We start from the raw sequence: 23635 nt of genomic DNA on the forward strand, positions 1-23635 counted from the left end.
CAGTTAAAAAGCTTATTAATTCGTGAAAATTAGTGAAATTCGTGGCTAAAAAAACTTTTCATAATTAATGGCCTCGCAAAACCTAAAAAAAACACTTCTCTCAATCTTTAAATGGATTTCCATTTGTGTTTTAATAGGCATATTTTCAGGATCTGCATCCGCGTTTTTTTTAGTGTCTCTTGAATTTGTGACGCAATTTAGAATTCAGCACGACTGGATTATTTGGCTTCTGCCTTTCGGCGGATTACTGGTTGGATTCAGCTATTATTATTGGGGAGAATCTGTTGTAAAAGGAAACAATTTGCTCCTCGAAGAATACGAAAATCCCAAGAAAGTCATTCCTTTTAAAATGGCTCCTTTAGTACTTTTAGGAACTTTAATTACGCATTTATTTGGAGGTTCAGCAGGTCGTGAAGGAACGGCAGTACAAATGGGCGGCTCAATTGCAGATCAGTTCACTACATTTTTCAACTTAGATAATTCAGAAAGAAAAATTCTCATTATACTCGGAATCAGTGCGGGTTTTGCTTCAGTTTTTGGAACTCCTTTTGCAGGTGCTATTTTTGCTTTAGAAGTTTTATATTTCAGTAAAATTAACTTTAAAAGCATTGTTTTATCATTTTTAGTAGCTTACACAGCCTATTTTACGGTTGAATTTTGGCAGGTAAAACATACGCATTACAACATTCCGAATATTCCTGAAATCAATTTTGCAACCTTATTTTACACTATAATACTTGGAATTTTATCCGGTTTTGCCGCTTTATTATTTTCCAGAAGCACTCATTTTTGGGGATCACTTTTCTCTAAAAACATTAAATACCCGCCTTTGCGTCCATTTATTGGCGGAATCTTATTAGCTATTGCATTTGCAGGTTTTGGATTTACTAAATTTTCTGGATTAGGCGTTCCGGTTATTGTCGATTCATTTTCGAATGCCAATCCGTGGTATGATTTTTTACTTAAAATTTTATTTACAGGTTTTACTCTAGGCGCCGGTTTTAAAGGTGGCGAAGTAACTCCGTTGTTTTTTGTTGGCGCCACTTTAGGCAGTGCATTATCAGTAATAATTCCGATGCCAATTGCACTTTTAGCCGGCTTGGGATTTGTTGCAGTATTCTCGGGCGCAACCCATACTCCTATCGCCTGCACGGTAATGGGTTTAGAATTATTCGGAATTCAACCCGGAATTTTCATTGCTATTGCCTGTACAATCGCTTACTTTTCTTCAGGTTCCGTAGGCATTTATAAATCGCAAATCGTAAAAGGAGCAAAATATAAATTATATCAGAAATTAAATTCCAATTTTTAAATTCCAAATATCAATTGCAATATTAATATCAATGTCAATTGCAAATAACAAATTTCAAATTACAAAAATCTGCTTAAATCCGCGTTTTCGCTTTAGCGAATCAGTTTCATCAGCGTATAAATCTAAATCCTAAAAGTAAAATTCCAAATTCCAAACCTATCTTTGACATTTTACAATTCACAACCAGCATAAAAGTGTGTTAATCTGCAAAATGATTTCAACATTACATTAAAAAAATGTAAATTCGCACACTATGAAAATACAAGATATTCAGGCAATACAATTGTTGCTTGCAACCCCAAAGAAAATTGCAATAATTCCGCATAGAGGTCCAGATGGCGACGCCATGGGATCTACGCTAGGTTTATATCACTTTTTATTAAAAAACAATCATCATCCAACGGTGATTGCCCCTAATGACTTTCCTGATTTTTTAGCTTGGTTACCGGGCTCTGAAACAGTAAGAATATTCGAAAAAGACACTGAAAATTGTACTAAAATATTAGAAGAGGCCGAATTAATTTTTACACTCGACTTTAATGCCTTTCATCGTACAGGCGAAATGGAACATACTTTAGCAAAACTAACTGCTCCGTTTATCATGATCGATCATCACCAGAAACCTGATGATTATGCGGCTTTTATGTATTCTGATACTACGTTTGGATCGACTTGTGAAATGATTTACAATTTCATTTCATTTTTAGATAAAAAAGCAGATTTAGACAAAACTATCGCAACTTGTATTTATACCGGAATTTTGACTGATTCAGGTTCATTTCGTTTTCCTGGAACAACAGGAAATACACACCGCATCATTGCAGAATTGATTGATTTGGGTGTTGAAAATACTCAAATTCCTGTTCTGTTATTTGATAATAGTTCTTACAGCCGTCTACAATTATTAGGTCGTGCTTTGCAAAACATGAAAGTTTTTGAAGCCTATAAAACCTCTTATACTTCGCTTACACAAGATGAATTGGATGCGTTTCATTATGTAAAAGGTGATACCGAAGGAATTGTTAATTACGGATTAAGTATAAAAGGAATCGATTTTACTGCTATTTTTATAGAAAATAAAGACGAGAAAATCATTAAAATATCGTTCCGCTCACAAGGAGGATTTGATGTAAACCAATTTGCAAGAGATCATTTTAATGGTGGAGGACATAGTAACGCCGCAGGAGGAAGATCTGAAGTTTCAATGGAAGAAACTTTGAAAAAATTTGAAGATTTAGTAACAAAACTAAAAATATAACCCAAATGAACTACTTAAAACTAAGCATTTACACCCTACTTTTTGCTGTTTTATTGGTTGGATGCAAACAACATGAAGATGTTCGAAGACCTATTTCCAGATCTTCAGGAAGTTTCATGAAAAAATCTGCCGATCGAAATAAAAAATTAGTGGCAAGTGAAGAAGATGTTATTAAAAAAATCATCAAAAGTAATCCGAAAATAAAATATTTTGCCACAAGAAAAGGCTACTGGTTATCTTATGATGAGCGAAATACAACAGAAACTTTAACACCTAAAAAAGGAGATATTGCTTATTTTAATTTAGAAATAAAAAATATCAAAGGTCAGGTTATTTATTCAGAATCTGAACTTGGACCACAAACCTATTATGTAGACAAACAAGACATTATGATGGGATTGCGTGACGGTATTAAGTTGATGCATAAAAACGAAACCGTTACTTTCTTGTTTCCATCCCACATTGCATACGGATATCATGGAGACAACAAAAAAATAGGAACCAATGAATCGTTGATGTGCACGGTTACACTTCGAAATTTTGTTCCGGATCCTGCAGCTGTAAAAACCGGAGTAGCGAATCCTGCAACTACAGCGGGAACTACAACAACGAGCGCAACAACAACCGCAGTAAAAACTACAACAGAACAAAGTCCTAAACCAGCAGCTCCAAAAGCTGCAACCCAAACAAAAAAAGACACTTTAAACCCATAAAAACACTATTTTAAAAATGAAAAAAAGTATTCTATTCTTATTATTAGCCGTTTCTTCATTATATTCTTGTAAAGACGAGCACAGCAATTTACCTGATGGTTTATATGCCGATATTGAAACTAACAAAGGACATATTATTGTTGAATTAGATTATAAAAAAGCACCAATTACGGTTGCCAATTTTGTAACCTTAGCCGAAGGAAAAAACGAATTCATAACGAATGAAGATCTTAAAGGCAAACCCTTTTTTGACGGATTAAAATTCCACAGAGTTATTGAAGATTTCATGATTCAAACCGGAGATCCATTAGGAACAGGTTCCGGAGATACAGGATACAAATTTAAAGATGAGTTTACCGATTTAAAATTTGATAAAGCAGGTGTTTTGGCAATGGCAAATAACGGTCCCGGAACCAACAGCAGTCAATTTTTTATTACACATGTTGAAACTCCCTGGTTAAACGGAAAACATACGATTTTTGGTCATGTTGTTGAAAAAGGACAAGAAGTTGTAAACCAGGTAAAACAAGGTGATAACATGGTTTCTGTTACCATTATCAGAAATGGTGAAGCTGCTAAAAAATTCGACGCTGTAAAAGTATTTCACGATTACTTTTCTGAAATAGCAAAAGAAAAAAGCAAATTCGCAGGAGTTCAAAAAGAAAAAGTAGATTATTACGCTGCTTTAAAAGGTAAGGCTACTAAAACTACAACAGGTTTAGAATATGTAATTACTGAAAAAGGAACTGGTAAAAAACCTGCTCCGGGAACGCAGTTGTATATTCATTACGCAGGATTTTTAGAAGACGGAACATTGTTTGATACAAGTATAGAAGATGTAGCAAAAACTTTTGGAAAATTTGATCCGGCAAGAGCTGAGGCAAAAGCTTATCAGCCAATTCCTTTTCAGGCAGGTCGTAAAGACGGTATGATTCCCGGATTTATTGAAGGAATTGAAAAACTTTCTTTTGGAGACAAAGCTGTTATTTTTATTCCATCACATTTGGCTTATGGAGAAGCTGGAGCTGGTGGGGTTATTCCGCCTAACTCTAATATCATTTTTGAAATTCAATTATTAGAAAAACCACAATAATTATCATAGACTTAAATTCGAATTACAATGAAGTTTAAATTTTTAGTTTTAGTTTGCTTTGCAATGCTTAATATGCAGGGGCAAACGACAAAAAAAGCAGCTGCAAAAAAACCAGCCGGAACAAAAACTGCTGTAAAATCGGTTGCTGCTACAAATCCTGCTGAAGGAATTTTTGCAACTATCTCTACTACGAAAGGCGATATTGTATTGACTTTAGAATATGTAAAAGCTCCTGTAACTGTGGCTAACTTTATTTCTTTGGCAGAAGGTAAAAACCCTAATGTAAAAGTGGAAAAGTTAAAAGGAAAACCATTTTATGATGGACTGAAATTTCACAGAGTTATCAATGATTTTATGATTCAGGGTGGAGATCCAGACGGAAATGGTTCCGGAGGTCCGGGATTTTCATTTAAAGATGAATTTGTTGATAATCTTAAATTTGATAAAGGCGGAATTTTAGCAATGGCGAATTCTGGTCCTGCTACAAACGGAAGTCAATTTTTTATTACACATAAAGATACACCTTGGTTAAACGGAAAACATACTATTTTTGGACATGTAGTTTCAGGGATGGACGTTGTGAATAAAATCGTTCAGGATGACGTTATTAAAAAAATCACAATTACCCGTAAAGGTGCTGCAGCTAAAAAGTTTGATGCTGTAAAAGTGATTACTGAGGATGCTAAAAAAGAAGAAGCAAAAAAAGGCGAAAGCCAAAAAATAGCTAGTGCAAAAGCAGCTTATTTTGCAAGTACTAAAGCAACTGCGACAACAACAGAATCTGGCTTAAAATATGTTATTACTAAAAAAGGAACTGGCGTAAAACCGGCAGACGGCACTACTTTCTACTTTCATTATGCTGGATATTTTGAAAATGGAGATCTTTTTGACAGCAGCATGGCCGAAGTTGCAAGAACTTACGGAAAATATGATGCCAGCAGAGATGCTCAAAAAGGATATCAGGCATTTCCTTTTGTAGCGGGTAAAAAAGACGGAATGATTCCTGGTTTTCTTGAAGCTTTAGGGATGATGACGGATGGAGAAAAAGCAATATTTTTTCTTCCTGCAAACCTTGCATACGGAGAAAGAGGTGCCGGAGGTGTAATTCCGCCAAATTCAACTTTGGTTTTCGAAATTGAAACGTATCAAAACCAACCTGTGAAATAATTAATTCCTCAATAATAATAAAAACCATCAAAAGTATATTTTGGTGGTTTTTTCATTTTATACAATTATATCAAATTCATAGTTTTACAATAAAAAAGCAATAGCAAATAACAGCAATAATAACGTTTGTTGTTATTTTCTATTAAATCCTAAACAAAATAACTTACCTTTGCCGGCTTTTATTTTTTATCTAAATAAGTTAGGATGTCACAAAACAACGTATTAAAGGGAGTATTTTTAGTCGCACTTGGAGCTACAAGTTACGGAATGTTAGCCACTTTCGTAAAAATGGCTTACAGCGAAGGATACACAACTGCCGAAGTAACTACATCTCAATTTGTTTTAGGAATTCTTGGTATTTTATTGATTAATGCGTTTCAAAAAATAAAACATAAAGAAAATGTAGTAAAAGCTACATCTAAAAACATATTCCATTTAATGCTTGCCGGAACTTCTTTAGGAATGACAAGTTTGTTTTATTATCTGGCTGTAAAATATATTCCAGTTTCAATTGGTATTGTTTTATTAATGCAAACAGTTTGGATGGGCGTTCTACTCGAAATGATTTTAGAGAAAAAATTACCTTCAAAACAAAAAGTAGTAGCGGTATTAATTGTATTAATCGGAACAGCTTTGGCAACAAATCTTATCAATAATGATATAAAACTGGATTGGCGTGGTATTGCATGGGGCATCTTGGCTGCAGCATCATTCACTACAACCATGTTTACTGCAAATCGTGTGGCAACAGAAATTTCGTCTGCACAACGTAGCTTATACATGCTTTTGGGCGGAGCGATAATCGTGTTTTCATTTGCATTTGCTACTCAAACAACCACTTTTAATCTTGCCATTTTCATGAAATGGGGAATTGTGCTGTCATTATTCGGTACAATTATTCCACCGATGCTTATGAATGCAGGATTTCCGTTAACCGGAATTGGCTTAGGAAGCATTGTTTCTGCACTTGAACTTCCGGTTTCTGTTATGATGGCTTTCATTTTATTAAATGAAAAAGTGATCTTTTTACAATGGTTAGGGATTGTTTTAATCATTGTGGCAATCATTATTATGAATGTCAATTTCAAGCGTAAGAATTAACAAAATTTGTTTTCCAGCAAAAAAACGCACTTGTAATACAATAATTGTTAATTTATTTTATAAATTCGTGATAAATATTAAAATATCATGAATCTACCTTGGCATTTGTACGTAATGGCTGTTTTATATATACTTGCCGGAATCAACCATTTTAAAAATCCGGGAATGTACATCAGGATCATTCCTCCTTTCTTTCCAAACCCCAAATTATTAAATATTTTAAGTGGAGTTGCCGAAATTATTTTAGGTATACTCTTAATAGTTCCTTCTACAACCCATATTGCTGCCTGGGGAATTATAGCATTACTAATTGCTGTATTTCCTGCGAATGTTTATATGTTTTGTAAGAAAAAAGCAGGTTTTTCTTTGTGGAAATTTATTTTATTAATACGTTTGCCCTTACAAATTGTATTGATTTTATGGGCATACTTATATACCCTTTAATAATCAAACTATTAATTAAAATTATTTATTATGAAAAAATTATTTGCTGAGTTCTTCGGGACTTATTGGCTAGTTTTTGGAGGTTGTGGCAGCGCCATTTTTGCTGCCGGATACCCAGAATTAGGAATTGGGTTTGCAGGTGTAGCTTTGGCTTTCGGTTTGACGGTTTTAACAATGGCATATGCTGTTGGACACATTTCCGGCGGGCATTTTAATCCTGCTGTTTCAATTGGTTTATGGGCGGGCGGAAGGTTCGCTGCAAAAGATCTTATACCCTATATTATTGCACAGTGCGTTGGAGCGGTTGCTGCTGCAGGAACTTTGTATACGATTGCTTCAGGAAAAGCAGGCTTTGTAATAGATAATACTAAGGCCGGAGCTTTTGCCTCAAATGGTTTTGGAGCTTTTTCTCCAGATGGATATTCACTACCATCAGCTTTTATTGCTGAATTTGTACTAACCCTGTTTTTCTTACTGATTATTTTAGGAGCTACCGATAAATTTGCAAGTACACCGTTTTGTGGTATTGTAATTGGTCTGGCATTAACCTTAATACACTTAATCAGTATTCCAATTACAAATACTTCTGTAAATCCTGCCAGATCTTTATCTCAGGCTCTTTTTACTGGCGGAGAACCTTTATCACAACTTTGGCTGTTTTGGGTAGCACCTATTCTAGGTGCCATTGTAGCTGGATTCATTTATAAAACATTATTACAAAATCACGCTGAAGCGTAATATTCAAACTAATTAATAACAAAATAAAATTATGGCATTTTTATATTTCTTACTTATAGGGGCAATTTCAGGATGGTTAGCAGGACAAATCTGGAAAGGTGCTGGTTTTGGTATCATTGGTAATATCATCGTTGGAATTATCGGTGGAATCATTGGTGGCTGGATTGCCGGTAAACTTGGTATTGGCGGCGGCGGTCTTCTTTGGCAAATTCTAATTGCTGTTGGTGGTGCTTGGGTTTTACTATTCATCATTAGCCTGATCAAAAAATAATAAATATTTTAACGCTCAAGTTATTTTTTCAAAGAGAAAATCTGATATATTTATATTTGATTTTCTCTTTTTTCGTTATAAACTAAAAAAGATAATATATTAATTTCAATGCTATGAATGATATTATCACTTATTTTAGTACTATTCCTTCTTCTCACCGTAGTCTGATTCTCGTTGGAGGAATTACTTTGTTTTGGCTAATTGAAAACACTTTTCCATTGTTTCAAATGCAATATCGAAAATGGCAGCATGCGGGAATCAATTTCTTCCTGACGTTTACTACAATTATAGTCAATTTTGTATTGGCTTTTATTTTAATCCGAACTGCGGATTGGACAACGCAACATCATTTTGGGATTTTACAATGGTTACCTGAAATACCAATTTGGCTTTATACTATTATCGGATTACTGTTATTAGATTTAATTGGAGCCTATTTAGTACATTTTGTACAACATAAGGTAAAATTCTTATGGAGGTTTCACATCGTTCATCATACTGATACCTGGATCGATACGACAACTGCCAACAGACATCATCCGGGCGAAAGTGTAATTCGATTTTTATTCACTACACTTGGCGTTTTAATTGTAGGAAGTCCCATGTGGATGGTTTTTCTATATCAGTCCTTATCTGTTATAGCTTCACAATTCAATCACGCCAATATTTCTCTGCCAAATAAACTGGATGTTTTTCTAAGCTACTTTATCGTTTCTCCCAATATGCATAAAGTACATCATCATTATGTATTACCTTATACAGACAGTAATTACGGGAATATATTTTCCGTTTGGGATCGTCTTTTTGGCACTTTTACGACATTGCCAAAAGAAGAATTAATTTATGGAGTAGACACTCATATGGTAGCAGAGGAAAACAATAAATTGAAAAATTTATTGAAAATTCCGTTTCAAAAATCAAGATCAATAAAAAACAACTAAAATCATTAAAAAAAACGCACCCGATCGAACCAACTAATTATTTTTTTTATTAATATTGATACATAAATTGAAGATCAATCTATTAATCATTTAACCACTTATTTTGAATTAATTTTCACGTGATGAAAAAGAGTAACCGCAAAGAGTTGAGCTGGGAACAAACCGAAAAACTTGTTTCGCTAGCCTTGGAAGAAAGAAATCCATTTGAAATCATAAAAAAAGAATTTGGATTGGCAGAAAAAGAAATTCTGGAAATCATGAAAAAGAAAATGCCACTTGAAAAATTCGAAATGTGGAAAAAGAAGGCGATTGCGAATAAACCAAAGCCAAAACCCGTTAAAATAGATGATTTTGATGAAGACTTAGATGGAAAATATTATATTAAGAACAAACTTGACTAACATAAACTCCTGTGATTCAGGAGTTTTTTTATATATTTTTATTTTAATGTAACTTTTTGACATTTTGTATGTCAAATACAAAATAACTAAACATAAACAAATGAAAAAAATACTTTACACACTAGCACTTGCAGCCACGTTTTGGAGCTGTAAAACTGGTAGTACCTCAGGAGCTGCAAATAATACCGTATCGGTAAACATTAATCTTGTCGATGTAAAAGACGATAAGGTTTTGGTAACAGTTACGCCTCCGGCGATAAAAACAGACGAAGTTATATATAGCATTCCTAAAACCGTTCCCGGAACTTATTCTACAGATAACTATGGTAAATATTCAGGTGATTTTAAAGCTTTTGATGCTAAAGGAAATGAACTAACCGTAAAAAGAGTAGACGATAATTCATGGTCTATCTCTAACGCAAAAACATTACAAAAAGTAACATATTTAGTAGGTGATACTTTTGATACAGAAAAAGGAACCGGATTTGGTAATGATGATGTGTTTTCGCCAGCGGGAACTAACATCAATGCAGGAATCAACTTTATGGTTAATACACATGGTTTTGTAGGTTATTTTCAGGATAAGTTAAATGTTCCGTATAAAGTTACGATTACACATCCTGAAACACTTTGGGGAGCAACTTCAATGAATGACGAAGATGCAAGCAAAACAAGTGATGTTTTCTCAACGCCGCGTTATGCTATTTTAGTTGAAAATCCGATTATGTATTCTAAACCGGATTATACAACTTTCAACGTAAACGGAATGGATATTTTAATTGCTGTTTATTCTCCAACAGGAAAATTTACTGCTGAAAGTATTACTCCGGAAATGAAAACAATGATGACGGCTCAGAAAAACTTTTTAGGAAAAGTAAATGCTACTAAAAAATATACTGTTTTAGTGTACTTGTCAAGTATGGCAAAAGATGATGCTCACGGTTTTGGAGCTTTAGAGCACCCTACAGCAACTACAGTTGTTTTACCGGAATCTATGCCAAAAGAAAAGTTAGTAGAAACAATGAAAGATGTTGTTTCTCACGAGTTTTTCCACATTGTAACGCCATTAACTATTCACTCAAAAGAAATTCAGTATTTTGATTATAATGCACCAAAAATGTCAGAGCATTTATGGATGTACGAAGGTGTAACAGAATATTTTGCTAACCTTTTTCAAATCAACCAGGGTTTGATCGATGAGGCGGAATTTTATAAGCGTATTGCTGATAAAATCGAACAGGCAAAAGGTTTAAATGATACCATGTCATTTACAACAATGAGTAAAAACGTGTTAGAGCAGCCATATAAAGATCAATACTTAAATGTTTATCAAAAAGGTGCGCTAATCGGAATGTGTATTGATATCATCATCAGAGAAAAAAGCAACGGAGAAAGAGGAATTCTTGATTTAATGCACAAATTAGCAAACGAATATGGCGTTGAAAAACCATTTAATGACAATGAACTTTTTGCTAAAATTACTGAATTAACATATCCTGAAGTTGGGGAATTTTTAAACAAATATGTAGCAGGAACAACTCCAATTCCTTATGATTTTTATTTAGCCAAAGTTGGTGTAACCAAAGCTTCTGAGAAAACTGCAGGATCAATTTTCATCAAAGGACAAAAACCTTACATTGCTGTTGATAAAGCAACTAAGGAAATAAGCGTTCGTCAAGATGTTGAGCCAAATGTGTTTTTTACTACTTTAGGTCTTAAAGCCGGAGATGTAATTACTGCTGTAAATGATAAAGCATATTCGTTAGATAACATTTATGATTTGATTACAGAAAGTGAAAACTGGAAAGAAAACACTCCAATTACTTTAAAAGTAAAACGTGGCGGTAAAGAAGAAACTATAAAAGGGACTGTAAAATTACCATACGAAGAAAAAGAAACTTTTAAAGCTACAGATGCTTCGAAAGAAAAACTTAAAAATGCATGGTTAAAAGGATAATATTTCTCTTTCAAACATAAAAAAAACCGACAAGTGATTGTCGGTTTTTTTGTTTTTTATTGTGTCTGCTTTGTCATCTCGACGAAGGAGAGATCACATAACGGAAATAACACAACGTGATCAGCTTGATGTGATTTCTCCTTCGTCGAAATCACACAAATTGAGTTTACTACTTCTTAACCGGAAATTTCCAGTCAAATTCGTCTTTATCGTTAATGATCGCTCCTACTTCAAACTTCACAACCTCATCAAATTCAGTTTGAAGAATGAACCAATTGTCTTCATTAAAGTAATTCTCGAAAGTATCAAAAGTTTCCTGAGTGTATTTTGTAATTCCTTTTGTCGCCAAATCTTTCTTTACGTCAGCAATTTTTCTTCCGATTAGTTTGAATCCCAAAACTTCTAAATCATTACTCGAAGCCACCAAATAACCTAATTTCAACTCTTCTTCTTCATAAAAAGTCAATCTGATTTTTTGTGCATTGTATACAAAAATTACATTGTCATCTTCGTCTTTATAATTTTTATCAGGTTTTCCTAAAGCAGCCGTTACATCGTTCTGCTTCATTCCGAAAAGCAATTTATCGATTCCTGATTTTAGATTTATTTTCATATTTAATTTTCTTTATTTGAAGTGCAAATTTCGGGAAGTTTTTGGAAACTCAATCACGATTCTATTTTTATTAATTTTTTTGCCACGAATTACACAAATTATCACCAATTTAATATTGCACTTTGTTAAAAAACCTAACAGGTTTTTAAAACCTGTTAGGTTTGCTTATCAATTTTAATAATTCTTCTTATTCGGTTTATTACTCATATAAAAAGTAATTTTTCCACCATTTATAACATCCGAATGTTTCAAGAAAGGTTTGTCTAATTGTTTACCGTTTAAAAGCACTTTAGTCACAAACACATTTTTATCCGATTGATTCATCGTTTCTACTTCGAATGTTTTACCATTTTCTAAATTGAAAACAGCATTTTTTACTAACGGACTTCCCAATGCATATTCATCAGAAGCAGGCGCAACAGGATAAAATCCTAAACTGCTAAAAATATACCAGGCACTCATTTGTCCGAAATCGTCATTTCCACCTAAACCATCAGCACCATTTCGATACATTTTTTTCAGGATCATTCTGATTTTGTCTTGTGCTTTCCAAGGAGAATTTGTCCAGTTGTACAAATAAACTACATGATGCGAAGGTTCATTTCCGTGCACATAATTTCCGATGATTCCGTCTCTGGTAATGTCTTCCGTATTTTCAAAATATTTGTCCGGTAAATGCATGTTGAATAAGGAATCTAAACGGACATTAAATTTCTCATTTCCACCCATCATTTTTATCATTTCAGCCGGATCCTGCGGAACATACAAACTATAATTCCATGAATTTCCTTCAATAAAACCTTGCCCGTGTGTATCTAACGGATCAAATTCTTTTTTGAAAGTTCCATCGTTTAATTTCGGACGCATAAAACCGGTTTTGGCATCGTAAACGTTTTTATAATTTTTAGATCTTTCAATAAATTCATTATAAATTTCCATTTTGCCTAATTTCTTCGCAGCCTGAGCAATGGCCCAATCATCATAAGCGTATTCTAAAGTTTTAGAAACCGAAGCACCGTTTTTATCTTCAGGAACATAGCCCATTTTCATATAATAGTCCAATCCATCATAATAACGGACTTTAGCGGTATTCACACAAGCCTGAAGCGCTTTTTCAGGATCAAAATTTGTATTGCCTTTTACAATCGCATCGGCAACTACAGAAACAGAATGATATCCGATCATACACCAATTTTCATTGGCATAATGCGACCAGATTGGCAACATTTTATGCACGCTTTGATCTGAATGCGCCAGCATCGAACTTATCATATCTGAATTTCTCGAGGGCTGAACAATATTAAATAAGGGATGCAAAGCTCTATAAGTATCCCATAACGAATAACTGGTGTAGTTTTTAAAGTTTTCGGTTTTGTGAACGTTCATATCCAAACCTTTATAATTTCCGTCCAGATCCATATATTCTGTTGGACCTAAAAAGGCGTGATACATGGCAGTATAAAAATTCACTAAATCTTCTTTCTGAATGGTCTCGATTTGAATTTTATTCAATTCTTTATTCCAAACTTCCTGACTTTGTTTTTTCACTTTTTCGAAATCCCAACCCGGAACTTCTTTTTTCATATTCTCTAATGCGCCTGCGGAACTTACCGGCGATAGCGCCATTTTAATTTTGATTTTTTCTCCTTCTTCGGTATTAAAATCAAAGAATAATTTTAGGTTTTGGCCTGCCAGTTCAGGGAAATTTTTGGTTTGATCAAATCTTCCCCAAAAACCTCTGTACACACTTTTTTCCTGCGCTGCCTGTCCGTAGCTTTTTATCGGTTTACTAAATGACATTGCAAAATAAACCGTTCTCGTTCTCGCCCAACCACTTGTCTGGCGGTATCCTGTAATTAAAGTATCGTTTTCAACGCGAACAAATGTCCATACATTCTTTTTATCGTAATTGTAAATTCCAGAAGTTAAATCAAGAATTATATGCGCTTCATCCGACTTTGGAAATGTATACTGATGCATTCCTAAGCGGGTTGTCGCCGTAAGTTCTGCTTTAATTTTATGATCTTCAAGTAAAACGCTGTAATAAGCCGGTTCCACTTTTTCTGTTGAATGCGAAAACGCAGAACGAAAGCCTGATAATGGTTTTGAAGCCACTCCGGGATTCAATTGCAATTTTCCGGTTGTTGGCATAATTAAGAAATCTCCTAAATCAGAATGTCCCGTACCGCTAAAATGAGTGTGGCTAAAACCAACAATTGTTTTATCTTCATATTGATATCCGGCACAATATTTATACACTTCACCATTATATTTTCCGTTTAAGCCATAAGCAATTGTATCGGTTTCAGGACTTAATTGTACACTTCCAAACGGAACTGTTGCGCCTGGATAAGTATGTCCCATTTTGGCCGTACCAATCATTGGATCAACGTACTGAATTAAATTTTTAAGTTTTTTTGTTTTTTCCTGAGCTTCTGTTTTGGTTGAAAAACCAAGCATCAGAATTGATAATCCAAAAAGAAGGCATTTTGTTTTACTACTATTCATCAGTTATTTTTGTTTGCTATTTTATCTGTTATCTGATTTTCGTTAGAAAATTACGATAAAAAACGCTTTTTAAAAAATATAAAAGTTTTTAGTCTGAAAACCTTTGGATATCTTTGATTCTCCCAAAAAACACAATTCGATACATGAAGAATTATATTGTATTCCTGATGCTTTCCTTTCCTGCTTTAGTTTTTTCACAAAAAGTCGAAAGTTATATTTTAGATAAACAACAAATAGCACAGCGAGAACTGAAAAATCTTTCTGATTTTCCTATTTATAAAGCTTACGAATATCAGGATAAAGGCGGGGTTTTTGAATTGCTTTTAACCGAAAACCAAAAAGTCGTTTCTAAAAAAGATACATTAAACACAAAAATTAAAGCTATCTGCGGAATGAACGATCACGGTGGCTTTCTTGAAAAATGGACTATCAATGATTTACTTGAAACTACTGAACCTAAAGAAACTACTATTTGGTTCTGGACAAAATATTGCAATACCAAAGATCTTGATGGCGATGGCTATATTGAGCCTATCATTGTTTACGGAACGAGAAATGAAAACGATGAAATAAGACGCGTGAAAATTATCACGGTTTATAAAAATCAAAAATATGCAATTCGTGCCGTAGAATCTGATTTGGATTATGGTAGAAGTTTTAAAAAGGATAAAAACTGGTCTTTATTACCAAAAAAAATCCAAGTTTATGTGAATCAATTGGTTATTAAAATAAGAAAAGAACAAGATTTACTTTTGAAAGATGGGTAGGAATTAATTGTTAATTGTTGATGGTTGAGAGGGAAGTGATTTTTTTAATTTTTAATTTTTAATTTCAGATTCTCTTTTACCTCATCAAACCATTCGTCTTTAAGAATACTTAATACAATTGAATTGCGACGAACATAGCCTGAAGCTGTTGGCATATGGCTTCTTAGAACGCCTTCGACTTTGCAGCCAATGCTTTTCATGGCGGCAATGCTTCTTTCATTATTATTATCGGCACGGAATTCTACACGCTCCATTCCGAGGGTTTCGAAGGCAAATTGTAGGAGTAGAAATTTACAATGTTTATTCAGTCCGGTTCCTCTAAATGCAGAACCGTACCAGGTATATCCTAATTGCAAAGTTTTGTATGCAAGCTGAATGTCATAAAAACGTGTTGAACCTGCGTATTTTTGAGATTTTTTATCGAAAACTATAAATGGGAATTCTTTTTTGTTTTCTCGTTCTTTTACAGCAGATTTAATGTAGTTGATCAGATTTTCTTTTCCGTCGGCACCAACTAAAGAAAATTTCCAGGTTTCGGGTTCGTTGATGGATATTTCTAATAGATTTTCAACATCTGATTCTTGTAAAGGTCGCAATAAGACCAAATCGTCTTCTAAAATGATATTGTCTGAGAAATTGAAATTTGATGCCATACATTATAAAGTTAGTTTTAGGGAATCTCTGTGAAATCTTTGTGTGACTTTCTGTAATAATTATTTCGCAGAGATTCACAAAGCTACCGCGAAGTTTTACGAAGTGTTTTAGATTAAAATCTACTCACTCATTTCGTCATAACGCTCCGGAATTTGCGGATCGTATAACGGACATTTAAATTCTTCCATGACATCAACTAGTAAATCCATGGTTTTACCTTCGGTTCCGTAACAATCGATTTTGATGCTTTGCGGTGTTGTAATAACCTGAAAAGCTCCTTTTCCTGAATTGTTTTGCCAGCTGTTTTCATCTACTTTTTCCCATTGAGAAAAAACAGAAGCGATTCTGTTTAAAATAACCTGAACAGGAAGCGTTTCAAGACCTTCAACGTGTTCTTTTTCTACAAGAGCTTCATAAACCTCGTGATGGTTTAGGTAAGTTTCTTCTAAATATCTCCAAAAAAGTAATTCGTACATAGCCTTGTGTTTTTAAAACCATATAAGTGATGTAAGAAAATATAATAAAAGAGCGTGTCATCCTGAGCGAAGTCGAAGGTTTTATAGTTGGAATAGACTTCGACTTCGCTCAGCCTGACATTGTATTATGCTCAATATAATAGGAACTTATATTACTTATATGGTGAAATAAAATTAATATTCGAATGTGCCGTATTCGCTTGTAATAGTTAGCTTTTTAGCATCTGCCGCCTCTACTCTACCCACGATTTGCGCATCGACATTGAATGATTTTGAAATCGCAATAATATCTTGTGTAATATTTTCGGGAACATAAATTTCCATACGGTGACCGCAATTGAAAACCTGATACATTTCTTTCCAATCGGTTTTTGATTGTTCCTGAATTAGTTTGAATAATGGCGGAACCGGAAATAAATTATCTTTTATAATGTGTAAATTCTGAACGAAATGTAAAATTTTCGTTTGCGCTCCTCCACTACAGTGCACCATTCCGTGAATATCGCTTGGTGTGTACGTATCTAAAATTTTCTTGATAATTGGTGCGTAAGTTCTTGTTGGTGAAAGTACCAACTGGCCTGCATTTATCGGGCTATTTTCAACCTCATCGGTTAAATTTACCTGACCTGAATAAATTAATTCTTCAGGAACAAGTGCGTCGTAACTTTCAGGATATTTTTTAGCTAAATATTTTCCGAAAACATCATGACGTGCCGATGTTAATCCGTTGCTTCCCATTCCGCCATTATAACCTTTTTCGTAAGTTGCCTGACCAAAAGAAGCCAAACCAACGATTACGTCACCGACTTTAATATTGGCATTATCTACAACATCGCTACGTTTCATACGAGCAGTTACGGTCGAATCTACAATAATCGTACGAACAACATCGCCAACATCGGCAGTTTCTCCTCCGGTGGAATGAATCGTTACTCCGAAAGTTTTTAATTCGTTGATTAATTCTTCGGTTCCGTTGATGATTGCCGAAATAACTTCAGCAGGAATTAAGTTTTTATTTCTTCCGATGGTTGATGAAAGCAAAATATTATCGGTTGCGCCAACACATAATAAATCGTCGATATTCATGATTAATGCATCCTGCGCGATTCCTTTCCAAACAGAAATATCTCCGGTTTCTTTCCAATACATATACGCCAAAGACGATTTTGTACCGGCTCCGTCAGCGTGCATAATTAGGCAATATTCTGAATCCTGGGTAAGATAATCGGGAACTATTTTGCAGAATGCCTGAGGAAATAAACCTTTGTCGATATTTTTTATGGCGTTGTGTACGTCTTCTTTTGATGCCGAAACACCTCTTTGTGCGTACCTTTTGCTAGAATCTGAACTCATGAAAATTTGTTTGTGTTGATGTGGTGCAAAGATAATCCCTTTTTTTAATTCTATCGTTGAATCGATTATAGATTCACAAAAAAAATTCAGCAGGTTTACGACTCCCTGCTGAATTCTCGTATTGAATTTGCTTTTAAATTTGGCTTATAAAATTATTCCCAATCAGGCATAGAAGTTCCGGAGAACAATATCGCTCTGGAATTAGCAACTCCAATACTGGTTTTTACTATGTTTTTTACAGAAATTCCGTCGTTTGATGTATTCATAAAAATTAATTCGGATTCGTTTGGAGAATACCGAACATCTAAATCGTTTGTTCCTGCAACTTTTTCAGTTACAATTTGATAGGATGCAGCCGTTAGAAAACTATATTCGAATATTCTGGAATCTAATTGGCGATAGGTGGCACTTTCAAATCCTGAAACATCTTTGGTGTAGACTAATTTTAATCCGGTAACAGAAAAATTTAAACCTCCTATTGCGCCATTTTCTCCGGCAACAATAGATGTTGTTATTACTCCGGACGGATTGATGACATAAATTTCGGCATTGTATCCGTTTGCATCATTTACTTTTAAGGCAATTTTTGAGCCGTCGGCACTCCAATCGCATTCTGATATAAATTTGCCATTTGGCGTTTGAAATATTTTTGTCAGGCCGCTTCCGTCGCTATTAATTTTATACAGTTTATCAAAATTCGGATAAATGAATTCACTTCCTGAAGCATTCCAGGAATAGCCAATATAATCCGAATTAAATCCGGCAATGGGAACTGAATTTGTGATTTTTTTAATTCCAGTTCCGTCGAAATTCATCGTATAAATATCATTTTGAGAAGCGCTTGTTCCTATAAAGGCAATTTTTTTCGCCTGGTTATTTCTTCTCGGACGCCAGTAATTTTTATCTGAACTTGTTATCTGATATTGTTTTCCGGCATCATCAGCAGTAAAAATCACATTATTGTCATTGATTTTCTTTACAAACAAATACCTTGTTGTCGGGAATGCAATTGTTGTAAAGGAACTTATGGCGCTTAAAACCGGTGTATTAACACCATCATTTACAGTAACCTGCCAATAGTATTTTACGCCAAACAAAAGATCAGTTAGGGTTACTTTTTTTTCTTTTAGCGCATCATACGTTTTTACGTCGCTGTTATTATCATTTCTAAGCGTTACGGTATACGTTAATTCATCACTGTCAGGATCTGTAACGGTCCAGGTTAAATCTAACGAAACGGCCTGCCCTGTACTATTATCTGCGGGACTTACCAATACCGGAACTGTTGGCGGTTTATTATTTGCTGTCGATTTTTTAAGCTCAAAAACAATTTCCGAATTATTATTTGCAGTTACGGTAACGGCTTCAAATTTTACTATGTAACTGTCTTTTTGAGCCTGAAAAGAATATTCGCCCACTTTTATATTCGGAATTGTAAATTTCCCTTCGGCATCTGTAAATACGATACTTGTGGTTGGGCTCGAAAATACTTTTACATTTTCCATAGGTTCAAAAGTATCTGCCATAACAACTCTTCCGGTCACGGTACCAAACTCAGATTCTCCTATTTTTTCTTCACTACATGAAATCAAAAACAATAAAAAAAGTACACTTGTTATTTTGTATAAATACTTCATTATTAAGTTGTTTTTAAATTAAAACTTCATTGTTATTTTTTCAAATATATCTTACGTTTATTTCTTCTTTTTAGCGAAATAATACGTCAATCCTAATCCGAATTTAAAATAATAATCATCCCGGTTTCCGGCTATTATATAATCAACATTATCGCTAAAATTGACATTATGTTCTGCAAATAATTTTATTCCGATTCTGTCTGAAGCAAGATATTCCAGACCAAAACCGTATTGAATTTTACTGTAAGTGTTTTCAAATTTTTTATTCGTTGCGTATCCTCCGCCTCCGAATAAATAAGGCGTAAATTTATCTCGCGGCAGTAAAATATATTCGACGTTAAGATCGTAAGTGATATAACCAACGTCGAGTAAATTTTTGTTGGCAAGATTTACAACATTGGTAGAAGCGCTGACATTAAAACTGGGAGAGATAAAAAACTTTAAAGCGCCACGGCCAAAAGGTCTTAAAAGCGGATCTTTATAATCTCCATCCATCAAGGTTGCTCCTCCCGAAACTTCTATGGCAAATTTACTTCGTCTGTTTTCCATGACCCTGCCGTAAAGACCCGTTACATCGGCGGTTTTGTTTTCTTCATTATAGGCTTTGAGTAAATTATCAACTTGCCATTTTGGTGCGTCTGCTTCCCAAATATTATCTTTAATGCCTTCCAGAACCAAAGATTCTACTGCTTTTTCTATAGCTTCTGTCACCGCCATATGCACGGGTTCGTTGGTTGTATAGCCTGTTTCGACTTCCAAAAGTCTTTTAAAATTGACATATCGAAATAAACTTTCATCAATAGCCTGCGATAAAATGGTTTTAGATATATAAACTGATTTTAAAATTTTTCCGTTTGATGTTGAAATCATTCTCAGATAAACCGTTACACGATCCTGACGGTATTTTACCGAAGCTCCGGCGCCAAAATACCGTGCTCCAAAACCTCCTGTAATAATATTAGAATCGTATGAAACAATTCCGCCTTCGAGTAAAACGCCGGCATATAATAAAGGTGTTAATTGTGGTTCGTTTGGATTGGCATTTTTGACGTATTCTTGTCTCGTTGCCCTGATCAGGTTTCGTTCCTGCAATAAATTGCCAATATTTTCACGTTCAATTGGTATAAACCATTTCGAATCTTCTAATGCTTTTAGTAAAATAGAAGTCGCACCCTGCGTTACGGCGGTGCTAAAACTGCTTCCGTTTTCCTGTGGTTTATATTGTCCGGTCTGGTCTCGAAATTTATAGACCCCAACAACAACCTGTTCTTTGGGTTTAGGCAAATCTTTTAATAGTGATGTTGCAGGAGTTCCTTCTCCTAAAACCGCTTTTTCAACGCCAGTTGGCTGGTTATAATAAGCGCCGCAACCCGACAAAAGAAATCCGAATAAAATGAATAAGTAGTGATGTAACCTCATATTATTGATTTGGGATGATTACCTGTGTTTGTTCTCCTGTATTTGTATCTAAAATATTTAGTGTCAGTCCGTCTGCAGATGGATAAACATCTACAGAATAGCTTCCGAAAGTATAAGAACCTGCCTTAATACCATCTGTACCAAATTGTTGTTTGTAAAGAGAACTGGAAATCTGACTTAGCAATTGGGCATTTAAATTGGCTTTAAATCGTTCTAAGTCGGTTTGTGGTTTGGTTTCGGCTGTTTTATCTTTTTGCTTATTTTGCGCTTCTGCGCTGCTCATAAGCCATTGATAATTAAAAGTATCTCCTCCAAAAGCCGGATTTACGGGCTTATAAACAAATGCCTGAGCTTTTAGTAACGGAGATAGAAATAGCAATAAAACGAAAGTAAAAATAAATTTCATGATGCTAATAATAAAATTAATACTGAGTAAAATATTTGCGCTGTTTTTCTTTTTCTTTAAAATAAGTAAAGGTTGCGTTTACAGATTCTTCTGCAACGGCATCTAAAAATTCGTCATCGGGTCTGGCTAAAAACTCATAAATAACTTCATTATCTATGGTAATCGTTATTGCGGTATTTCTGGCGAAACTATATTCTTCGCCTATGGTGACTATTTTTTCAGCATTTATTCCAATATCATTGTATCTGTAAAAATAACGGTCGTAAAAATCTTTTCCCATTTTGGTTTTGGTATCGTCTGTAATAATTCCTCTTAACTCAAAGCCGTCAACAGGAATAACTATTACATCGTCTTTTTTTTTTCTTCGCCCAATACCACACGATCTTTGGCTATTATTTGTTTATTTTCATCATAAAACAATAATAAAACCACTACTTCATCACCTTCGGCAATATTTACCTGAGAGGTCGACAGTTTTTGTAATTCGTTTGGCTGAAGGGTAAAAATACCAACCTGGTCATTATTCGACTGATTATTACTTTTATTATTATTTTTTATTACAGATAATCTATAAGCAGCACTTCTGAGGACATCAGTAAGATTTTCAGCGGTTCCGGTCACTTTTACGTTTCCTTCTACTTTTTCTATTTCTAATTTTGCTTTTATTTTATCCTGCGGAACTTGTCCGTAAAATAAAGCGAAAACAACTAAAAATAAAACTGTTATGTATCTGTTTAAAAAATGCATTGTTATTTATTTATTAGAATTATTGAGGCTCCGTTTCCTGTTTGAGTGATCTTCATATTTTTAGACAACGAATTGGTTCCGATGTTGTGAATATTTTGATTATTTCCATTTTGAATTAATTCCATATTTACGCTGTAATTCGTACGTAATGTAAAGTCAGAAATGGTATTGTTATTTCCTTGCTGTACAACATTCTGCGTGATGGTTTTAGCATATTTATCTAAAAATAATTCATTTTTGTTTCCGTTTTGTGCCACAGAAACTTGTATTTCATTGGCTTTTAAATTGGCCTTAACTTTATTTAAATCTCCTATTTGCTGGATTTGAACACCAGACTGAATTTTAAGATTTAAATCGTTTTGTGCTTTTTTATCCAAAGAGGAAACAATACTCAACGCCGCTTCTTTTGAATTAAAAACAGAGGAATTGTAATTTTTAAAAGCTGAGTTCTCTTCTTTTTCCTGCGCATAAAACAGTGGAGAAAAAAGTAAAAACAACATCATATTTAGTATGAAAGTTTTCATTTTTATCAATTTAAAATTAAAAATGAGATAGTCACGTTCTATGACTATCTCATTTAAATAAAACCGGATTACATACCTGATTGAGTAACAGAAATCGTATTCATATTTCCTTTAGAAAATGCGATACTGCTATGTGATGCTCCGGTTTGAGTTACAGTTGCAGTGTTTTTGTTACCAATTTGCAATGTATTCTCTGTTAATTTAATTCCGTTTTGAGTAGCTGTTGCGCTGTTTTCATCTCCATATTGATAATGGTTTGAAACATTTTTATCAGCTGCGGAAGTACCACCTGGAGAAGTTTGAGTTTGCCAAGATTTGTTTTTTACACCACCTTGAGTAGCATAAGCAACATTGTTGTCTCCATTTTGTGTTTGTGTGGCTTCGTTGTTGTTGTGCGGAGCAAATGGCACAATAACAGCGTTAACATAACCTAACTGTGTAGCGTTAAAAGGAAGTCCTGTTGGTTTTTCATTTCCGGTTGTTCCCTGGTCAATGGTAGCCATGTTGCTTTTCCCGGTTTGAGTTTGAGTAGCTTTATCAAATCCGCCAAGTGCTGATGCAGGAGGAGCAATTTGATCTTGCCAGATAGTCGCTTTGTTTGAATCTCCGGTTTGAGTTTGGTACGCTTTGTTGTCGTGGTTACTTTGAGAAGCAAAAGCCGTGTTGCTGTTCCCTTTTTGTTTTACGTCGGCTGCATTGTTTTTAGCATTGTAAACTCCCGGCTGAATTCCCTGATACACTTCTGACTTGTTCGAATCTCCTAACTGATCAATTTTAGAATCGTTGGTTTGTCCATTTTGATTTACAATACCAGTGTCTGAACTACCAACCTGATTTACTGATGAAGTGTTACCCTGAGCGAAAGCCGCTGCTCCTACAAATAGCATCGCTGAGATGCTTAAAATTACTTTTTTCATAATAGATATATTTAATTGGTTATTAATACAACTTATTATGCAGGCTAAAATGTTTTTGGGGAAAAACCATAAAAGAATCTCTCATCATTTTGAAAATAATTTTCTGTTTATTTTCTCATTTCTGTTTCAAAATTAGAAAAGTTCCTGAAATACAAATCAACTGCAAACATCTATTTTCCAACATTTTAACTTCTTTTCGATGAAATGTGAAACTATCT

Annotated in this window: 25 protein-coding genes; 13 read left to right on the forward strand and 12 right to left on the reverse strand. The window is 34.3% G+C overall.

Going from position 1 to position 23635, the window contains the following annotated elements:
• Nucleotides 1–67: 67 nt before the first annotated feature.
• The 12 genes from EV143_RS15025 to EV143_RS15080 all read left to right on the forward strand — a co-directional run bounded on the left by EV143_RS15025 (nt 68) and on the right by EV143_RS15080 (nt 11396).
• Nucleotides 68–1312, forward strand: a complete 1245-nt coding sequence (locus tag EV143_RS15025; protein ID WP_133508758.1) for a voltage-gated chloride channel family protein — start codon at nt 68–70, stop codon at nt 1310–1312.
• A 253-nt stretch (nt 1313–1565) separates the two neighbouring features.
• On the forward strand, nt 1566–2570 hold the full coding sequence (locus EV143_RS15030; RefSeq protein ID WP_133508759.1) for a DHH family phosphoesterase: 1005 nt from the start codon (nt 1566–1568) through the stop codon (nt 2568–2570).
• 5 nt (nt 2571–2575) lie between these two features.
• Nucleotides 2576–3283, forward strand: a complete 708-nt coding sequence (gldI, locus tag EV143_RS15035; RefSeq protein WP_133508760.1) for a gliding motility-associated peptidyl-prolyl isomerase GldI — start codon at nt 2576–2578, stop codon at nt 3281–3283.
• Between the two features lie 16 nt (nt 3284–3299).
• The gene (locus EV143_RS15040; protein ID WP_133508761.1) at nt 3300–4376 is read left to right on the forward strand and encodes a peptidylprolyl isomerase; all 1077 of its coding nucleotides are present in this window, start codon (nt 3300–3302) and stop codon (nt 4374–4376) included.
• 27 nt (nt 4377–4403) lie between these two features.
• On the forward strand, nt 4404–5543 hold the full coding sequence (locus EV143_RS15045; RefSeq protein ID WP_133508762.1) for a peptidylprolyl isomerase: 1140 nt from the start codon (nt 4404–4406) through the stop codon (nt 5541–5543).
• A 204-nt stretch (nt 5544–5747) separates the two neighbouring features.
• On the forward strand, nt 5748–6644 hold the full coding sequence (locus tag EV143_RS15050) for an EamA family transporter (protein WP_133508763.1): 897 nt from the start codon (nt 5748–5750) through the stop codon (nt 6642–6644).
• A gap of 87 nt (nt 6645–6731) precedes the next feature.
• Nucleotides 6732–7088: a DoxX family protein gene (locus EV143_RS15055; RefSeq protein WP_133508764.1), complete on the forward strand. Its 357-nt coding sequence runs from the start codon at nt 6732–6734 to the stop codon at nt 7086–7088.
• Nucleotides 7089–7118: 30 nt separating this feature from the next.
• Complete coding sequence (aqpZ, locus tag EV143_RS15060) at nt 7119–7826, forward strand: aquaporin Z (protein WP_133508765.1); 708 nt, start codon at nt 7119–7121, stop codon at nt 7824–7826.
• Nucleotides 7827–7857: 31 nt separating this feature from the next.
• Complete coding sequence (locus EV143_RS15065) at nt 7858–8097, forward strand: GlsB/YeaQ/YmgE family stress response membrane protein (protein ID WP_133508766.1); 240 nt, start codon at nt 7858–7860, stop codon at nt 8095–8097.
• Nucleotides 8098–8210: 113 nt separating this feature from the next.
• Nucleotides 8211–9038 carry a sterol desaturase family protein gene (locus EV143_RS15070; protein ID WP_133508767.1) on the forward strand — a complete coding sequence of 276 codons (828 nt, stop codon included), beginning with the start codon at nt 8211–8213 and terminating at the stop codon, nt 9036–9038.
• A 122-nt stretch (nt 9039–9160) separates the two neighbouring features.
• A complete protein-coding gene (locus EV143_RS15075; RefSeq protein ID WP_133508768.1) occupies nt 9161–9439 on the forward strand; it encodes a DUF2805 domain-containing protein in 279 nt (92 codons plus the stop codon).
• Between the two features lie 100 nt (nt 9440–9539).
• Nucleotides 9540–11396 (forward strand): M61 family metallopeptidase, encoded by a 1857-nt coding sequence (locus EV143_RS15080; protein WP_133508769.1) that lies wholly within the window; start codon nt 9540–9542, stop codon nt 11394–11396.
• Between the two features lie 169 nt (nt 11397–11565).
• Here the strand turns inward: EV143_RS15080 and EV143_RS15085 are convergent, their stop codons facing one another.
• Both EV143_RS15085 and EV143_RS15090 read right to left on the reverse strand, forming a co-directional pair.
• Nucleotides 11566–12009 carry a hypothetical protein gene (locus EV143_RS15085; RefSeq protein ID WP_133508770.1) on the reverse strand — a complete coding sequence of 148 codons (444 nt, stop codon included), beginning with the start codon at nt 12007–12009 and terminating at the stop codon, nt 11566–11568.
• Nucleotides 12010–12183: 174 nt separating this feature from the next.
• Complete coding sequence (locus EV143_RS15090; RefSeq protein ID WP_133508828.1) at nt 12184–14469, reverse strand: GH92 family glycosyl hydrolase; 2286 nt, start codon at nt 14467–14469, stop codon at nt 12184–12186.
• 191 nt (nt 14470–14660) lie between these two features.
• Here EV143_RS15090 and EV143_RS15095 point away from each other — a divergent pair, with 191 nt between their 5' ends.
• Nucleotides 14661–15284 carry a M949_RS01915 family surface polysaccharide biosynthesis protein gene (locus EV143_RS15095; RefSeq protein WP_133508771.1) on the forward strand — a complete coding sequence of 208 codons (624 nt, stop codon included), beginning with the start codon at nt 14661–14663 and terminating at the stop codon, nt 15282–15284.
• 44 nt (nt 15285–15328) lie between these two features.
• Here EV143_RS15095 and EV143_RS15100 read toward each other — a convergent pair whose 3' ends face one another.
• The 10 genes from EV143_RS15100 to EV143_RS15145 all read right to left on the reverse strand — a co-directional run bounded on the left by EV143_RS15100 (nt 15329) and on the right by EV143_RS15145 (nt 23417).
• A complete protein-coding gene (locus EV143_RS15100) occupies nt 15329–15937 on the reverse strand; it encodes a GNAT family N-acetyltransferase (protein ID WP_133508772.1) in 609 nt (202 codons plus the stop codon).
• Nucleotides 15938–16057: 120 nt separating this feature from the next.
• Nucleotides 16058–16414 carry a hypothetical protein gene (locus EV143_RS15105; RefSeq protein ID WP_133508773.1) on the reverse strand — a complete coding sequence of 119 codons (357 nt, stop codon included), beginning with the start codon at nt 16412–16414 and terminating at the stop codon, nt 16058–16060.
• Nucleotides 16415–16588: 174 nt separating this feature from the next.
• On the reverse strand, nt 16589–17767 hold the full coding sequence (locus tag EV143_RS15110) for an AIR synthase related protein (RefSeq protein WP_133508774.1): 1179 nt from the start codon (nt 17765–17767) through the stop codon (nt 16589–16591).
• Between the two features lie 152 nt (nt 17768–17919).
• Nucleotides 17920–19404, reverse strand: a complete 1485-nt coding sequence (locus EV143_RS15115; protein ID WP_133508775.1) for a carboxypeptidase regulatory-like domain-containing protein — start codon at nt 19402–19404, stop codon at nt 17920–17922.
• A 57-nt stretch (nt 19405–19461) separates the two neighbouring features.
• A complete protein-coding gene (locus EV143_RS15120) occupies nt 19462–20823 on the reverse strand; it encodes a CsgG/HfaB family protein (RefSeq protein ID WP_133508776.1) in 1362 nt (453 codons plus the stop codon).
• A 1-nt stretch (nt 20824) separates the two neighbouring features.
• Nucleotides 20825–21229, reverse strand: coding sequence for a curli production assembly/transport component CsgF (locus tag EV143_RS15125; RefSeq protein WP_133508777.1), 405 nt, complete (start codon nt 21227–21229; stop codon nt 20825–20827).
• A gap of 16 nt (nt 21230–21245) precedes the next feature.
• A complete protein-coding gene (locus EV143_RS15130; protein WP_317128077.1) occupies nt 21246–21602 on the reverse strand; it encodes a CsgE family curli-type amyloid fiber assembly protein in 357 nt (118 codons plus the stop codon).
• Nucleotides 21572–21976 carry a hypothetical protein gene (locus EV143_RS15135; RefSeq protein WP_133508779.1) on the reverse strand — a complete coding sequence of 135 codons (405 nt, stop codon included), beginning with the start codon at nt 21974–21976 and terminating at the stop codon, nt 21572–21574. The genes EV143_RS15130 and EV143_RS15135 overlap by 31 nt, the downstream gene beginning before the upstream one ends.
• Nucleotides 21977–21978: 2 nt before the next feature.
• Nucleotides 21979–22500: a hypothetical protein gene (locus EV143_RS15140; RefSeq protein WP_133508780.1), complete on the reverse strand. Its 522-nt coding sequence runs from the start codon at nt 22498–22500 to the stop codon at nt 21979–21981.
• A gap of 68 nt (nt 22501–22568) precedes the next feature.
• Nucleotides 22569–23417 carry a hypothetical protein gene (locus tag EV143_RS15145; RefSeq protein ID WP_133508829.1) on the reverse strand — a complete coding sequence of 283 codons (849 nt, stop codon included), beginning with the start codon at nt 23415–23417 and terminating at the stop codon, nt 22569–22571.
• Nucleotides 23418–23635: the final 218 nt, after the last annotated feature.

Source organism: Flavobacterium chryseum, assembly GCF_004362015.1.
Classification (GTDB): domain Bacteria; phylum Bacteroidota; class Bacteroidia; order Flavobacteriales; family Flavobacteriaceae; genus Flavobacterium.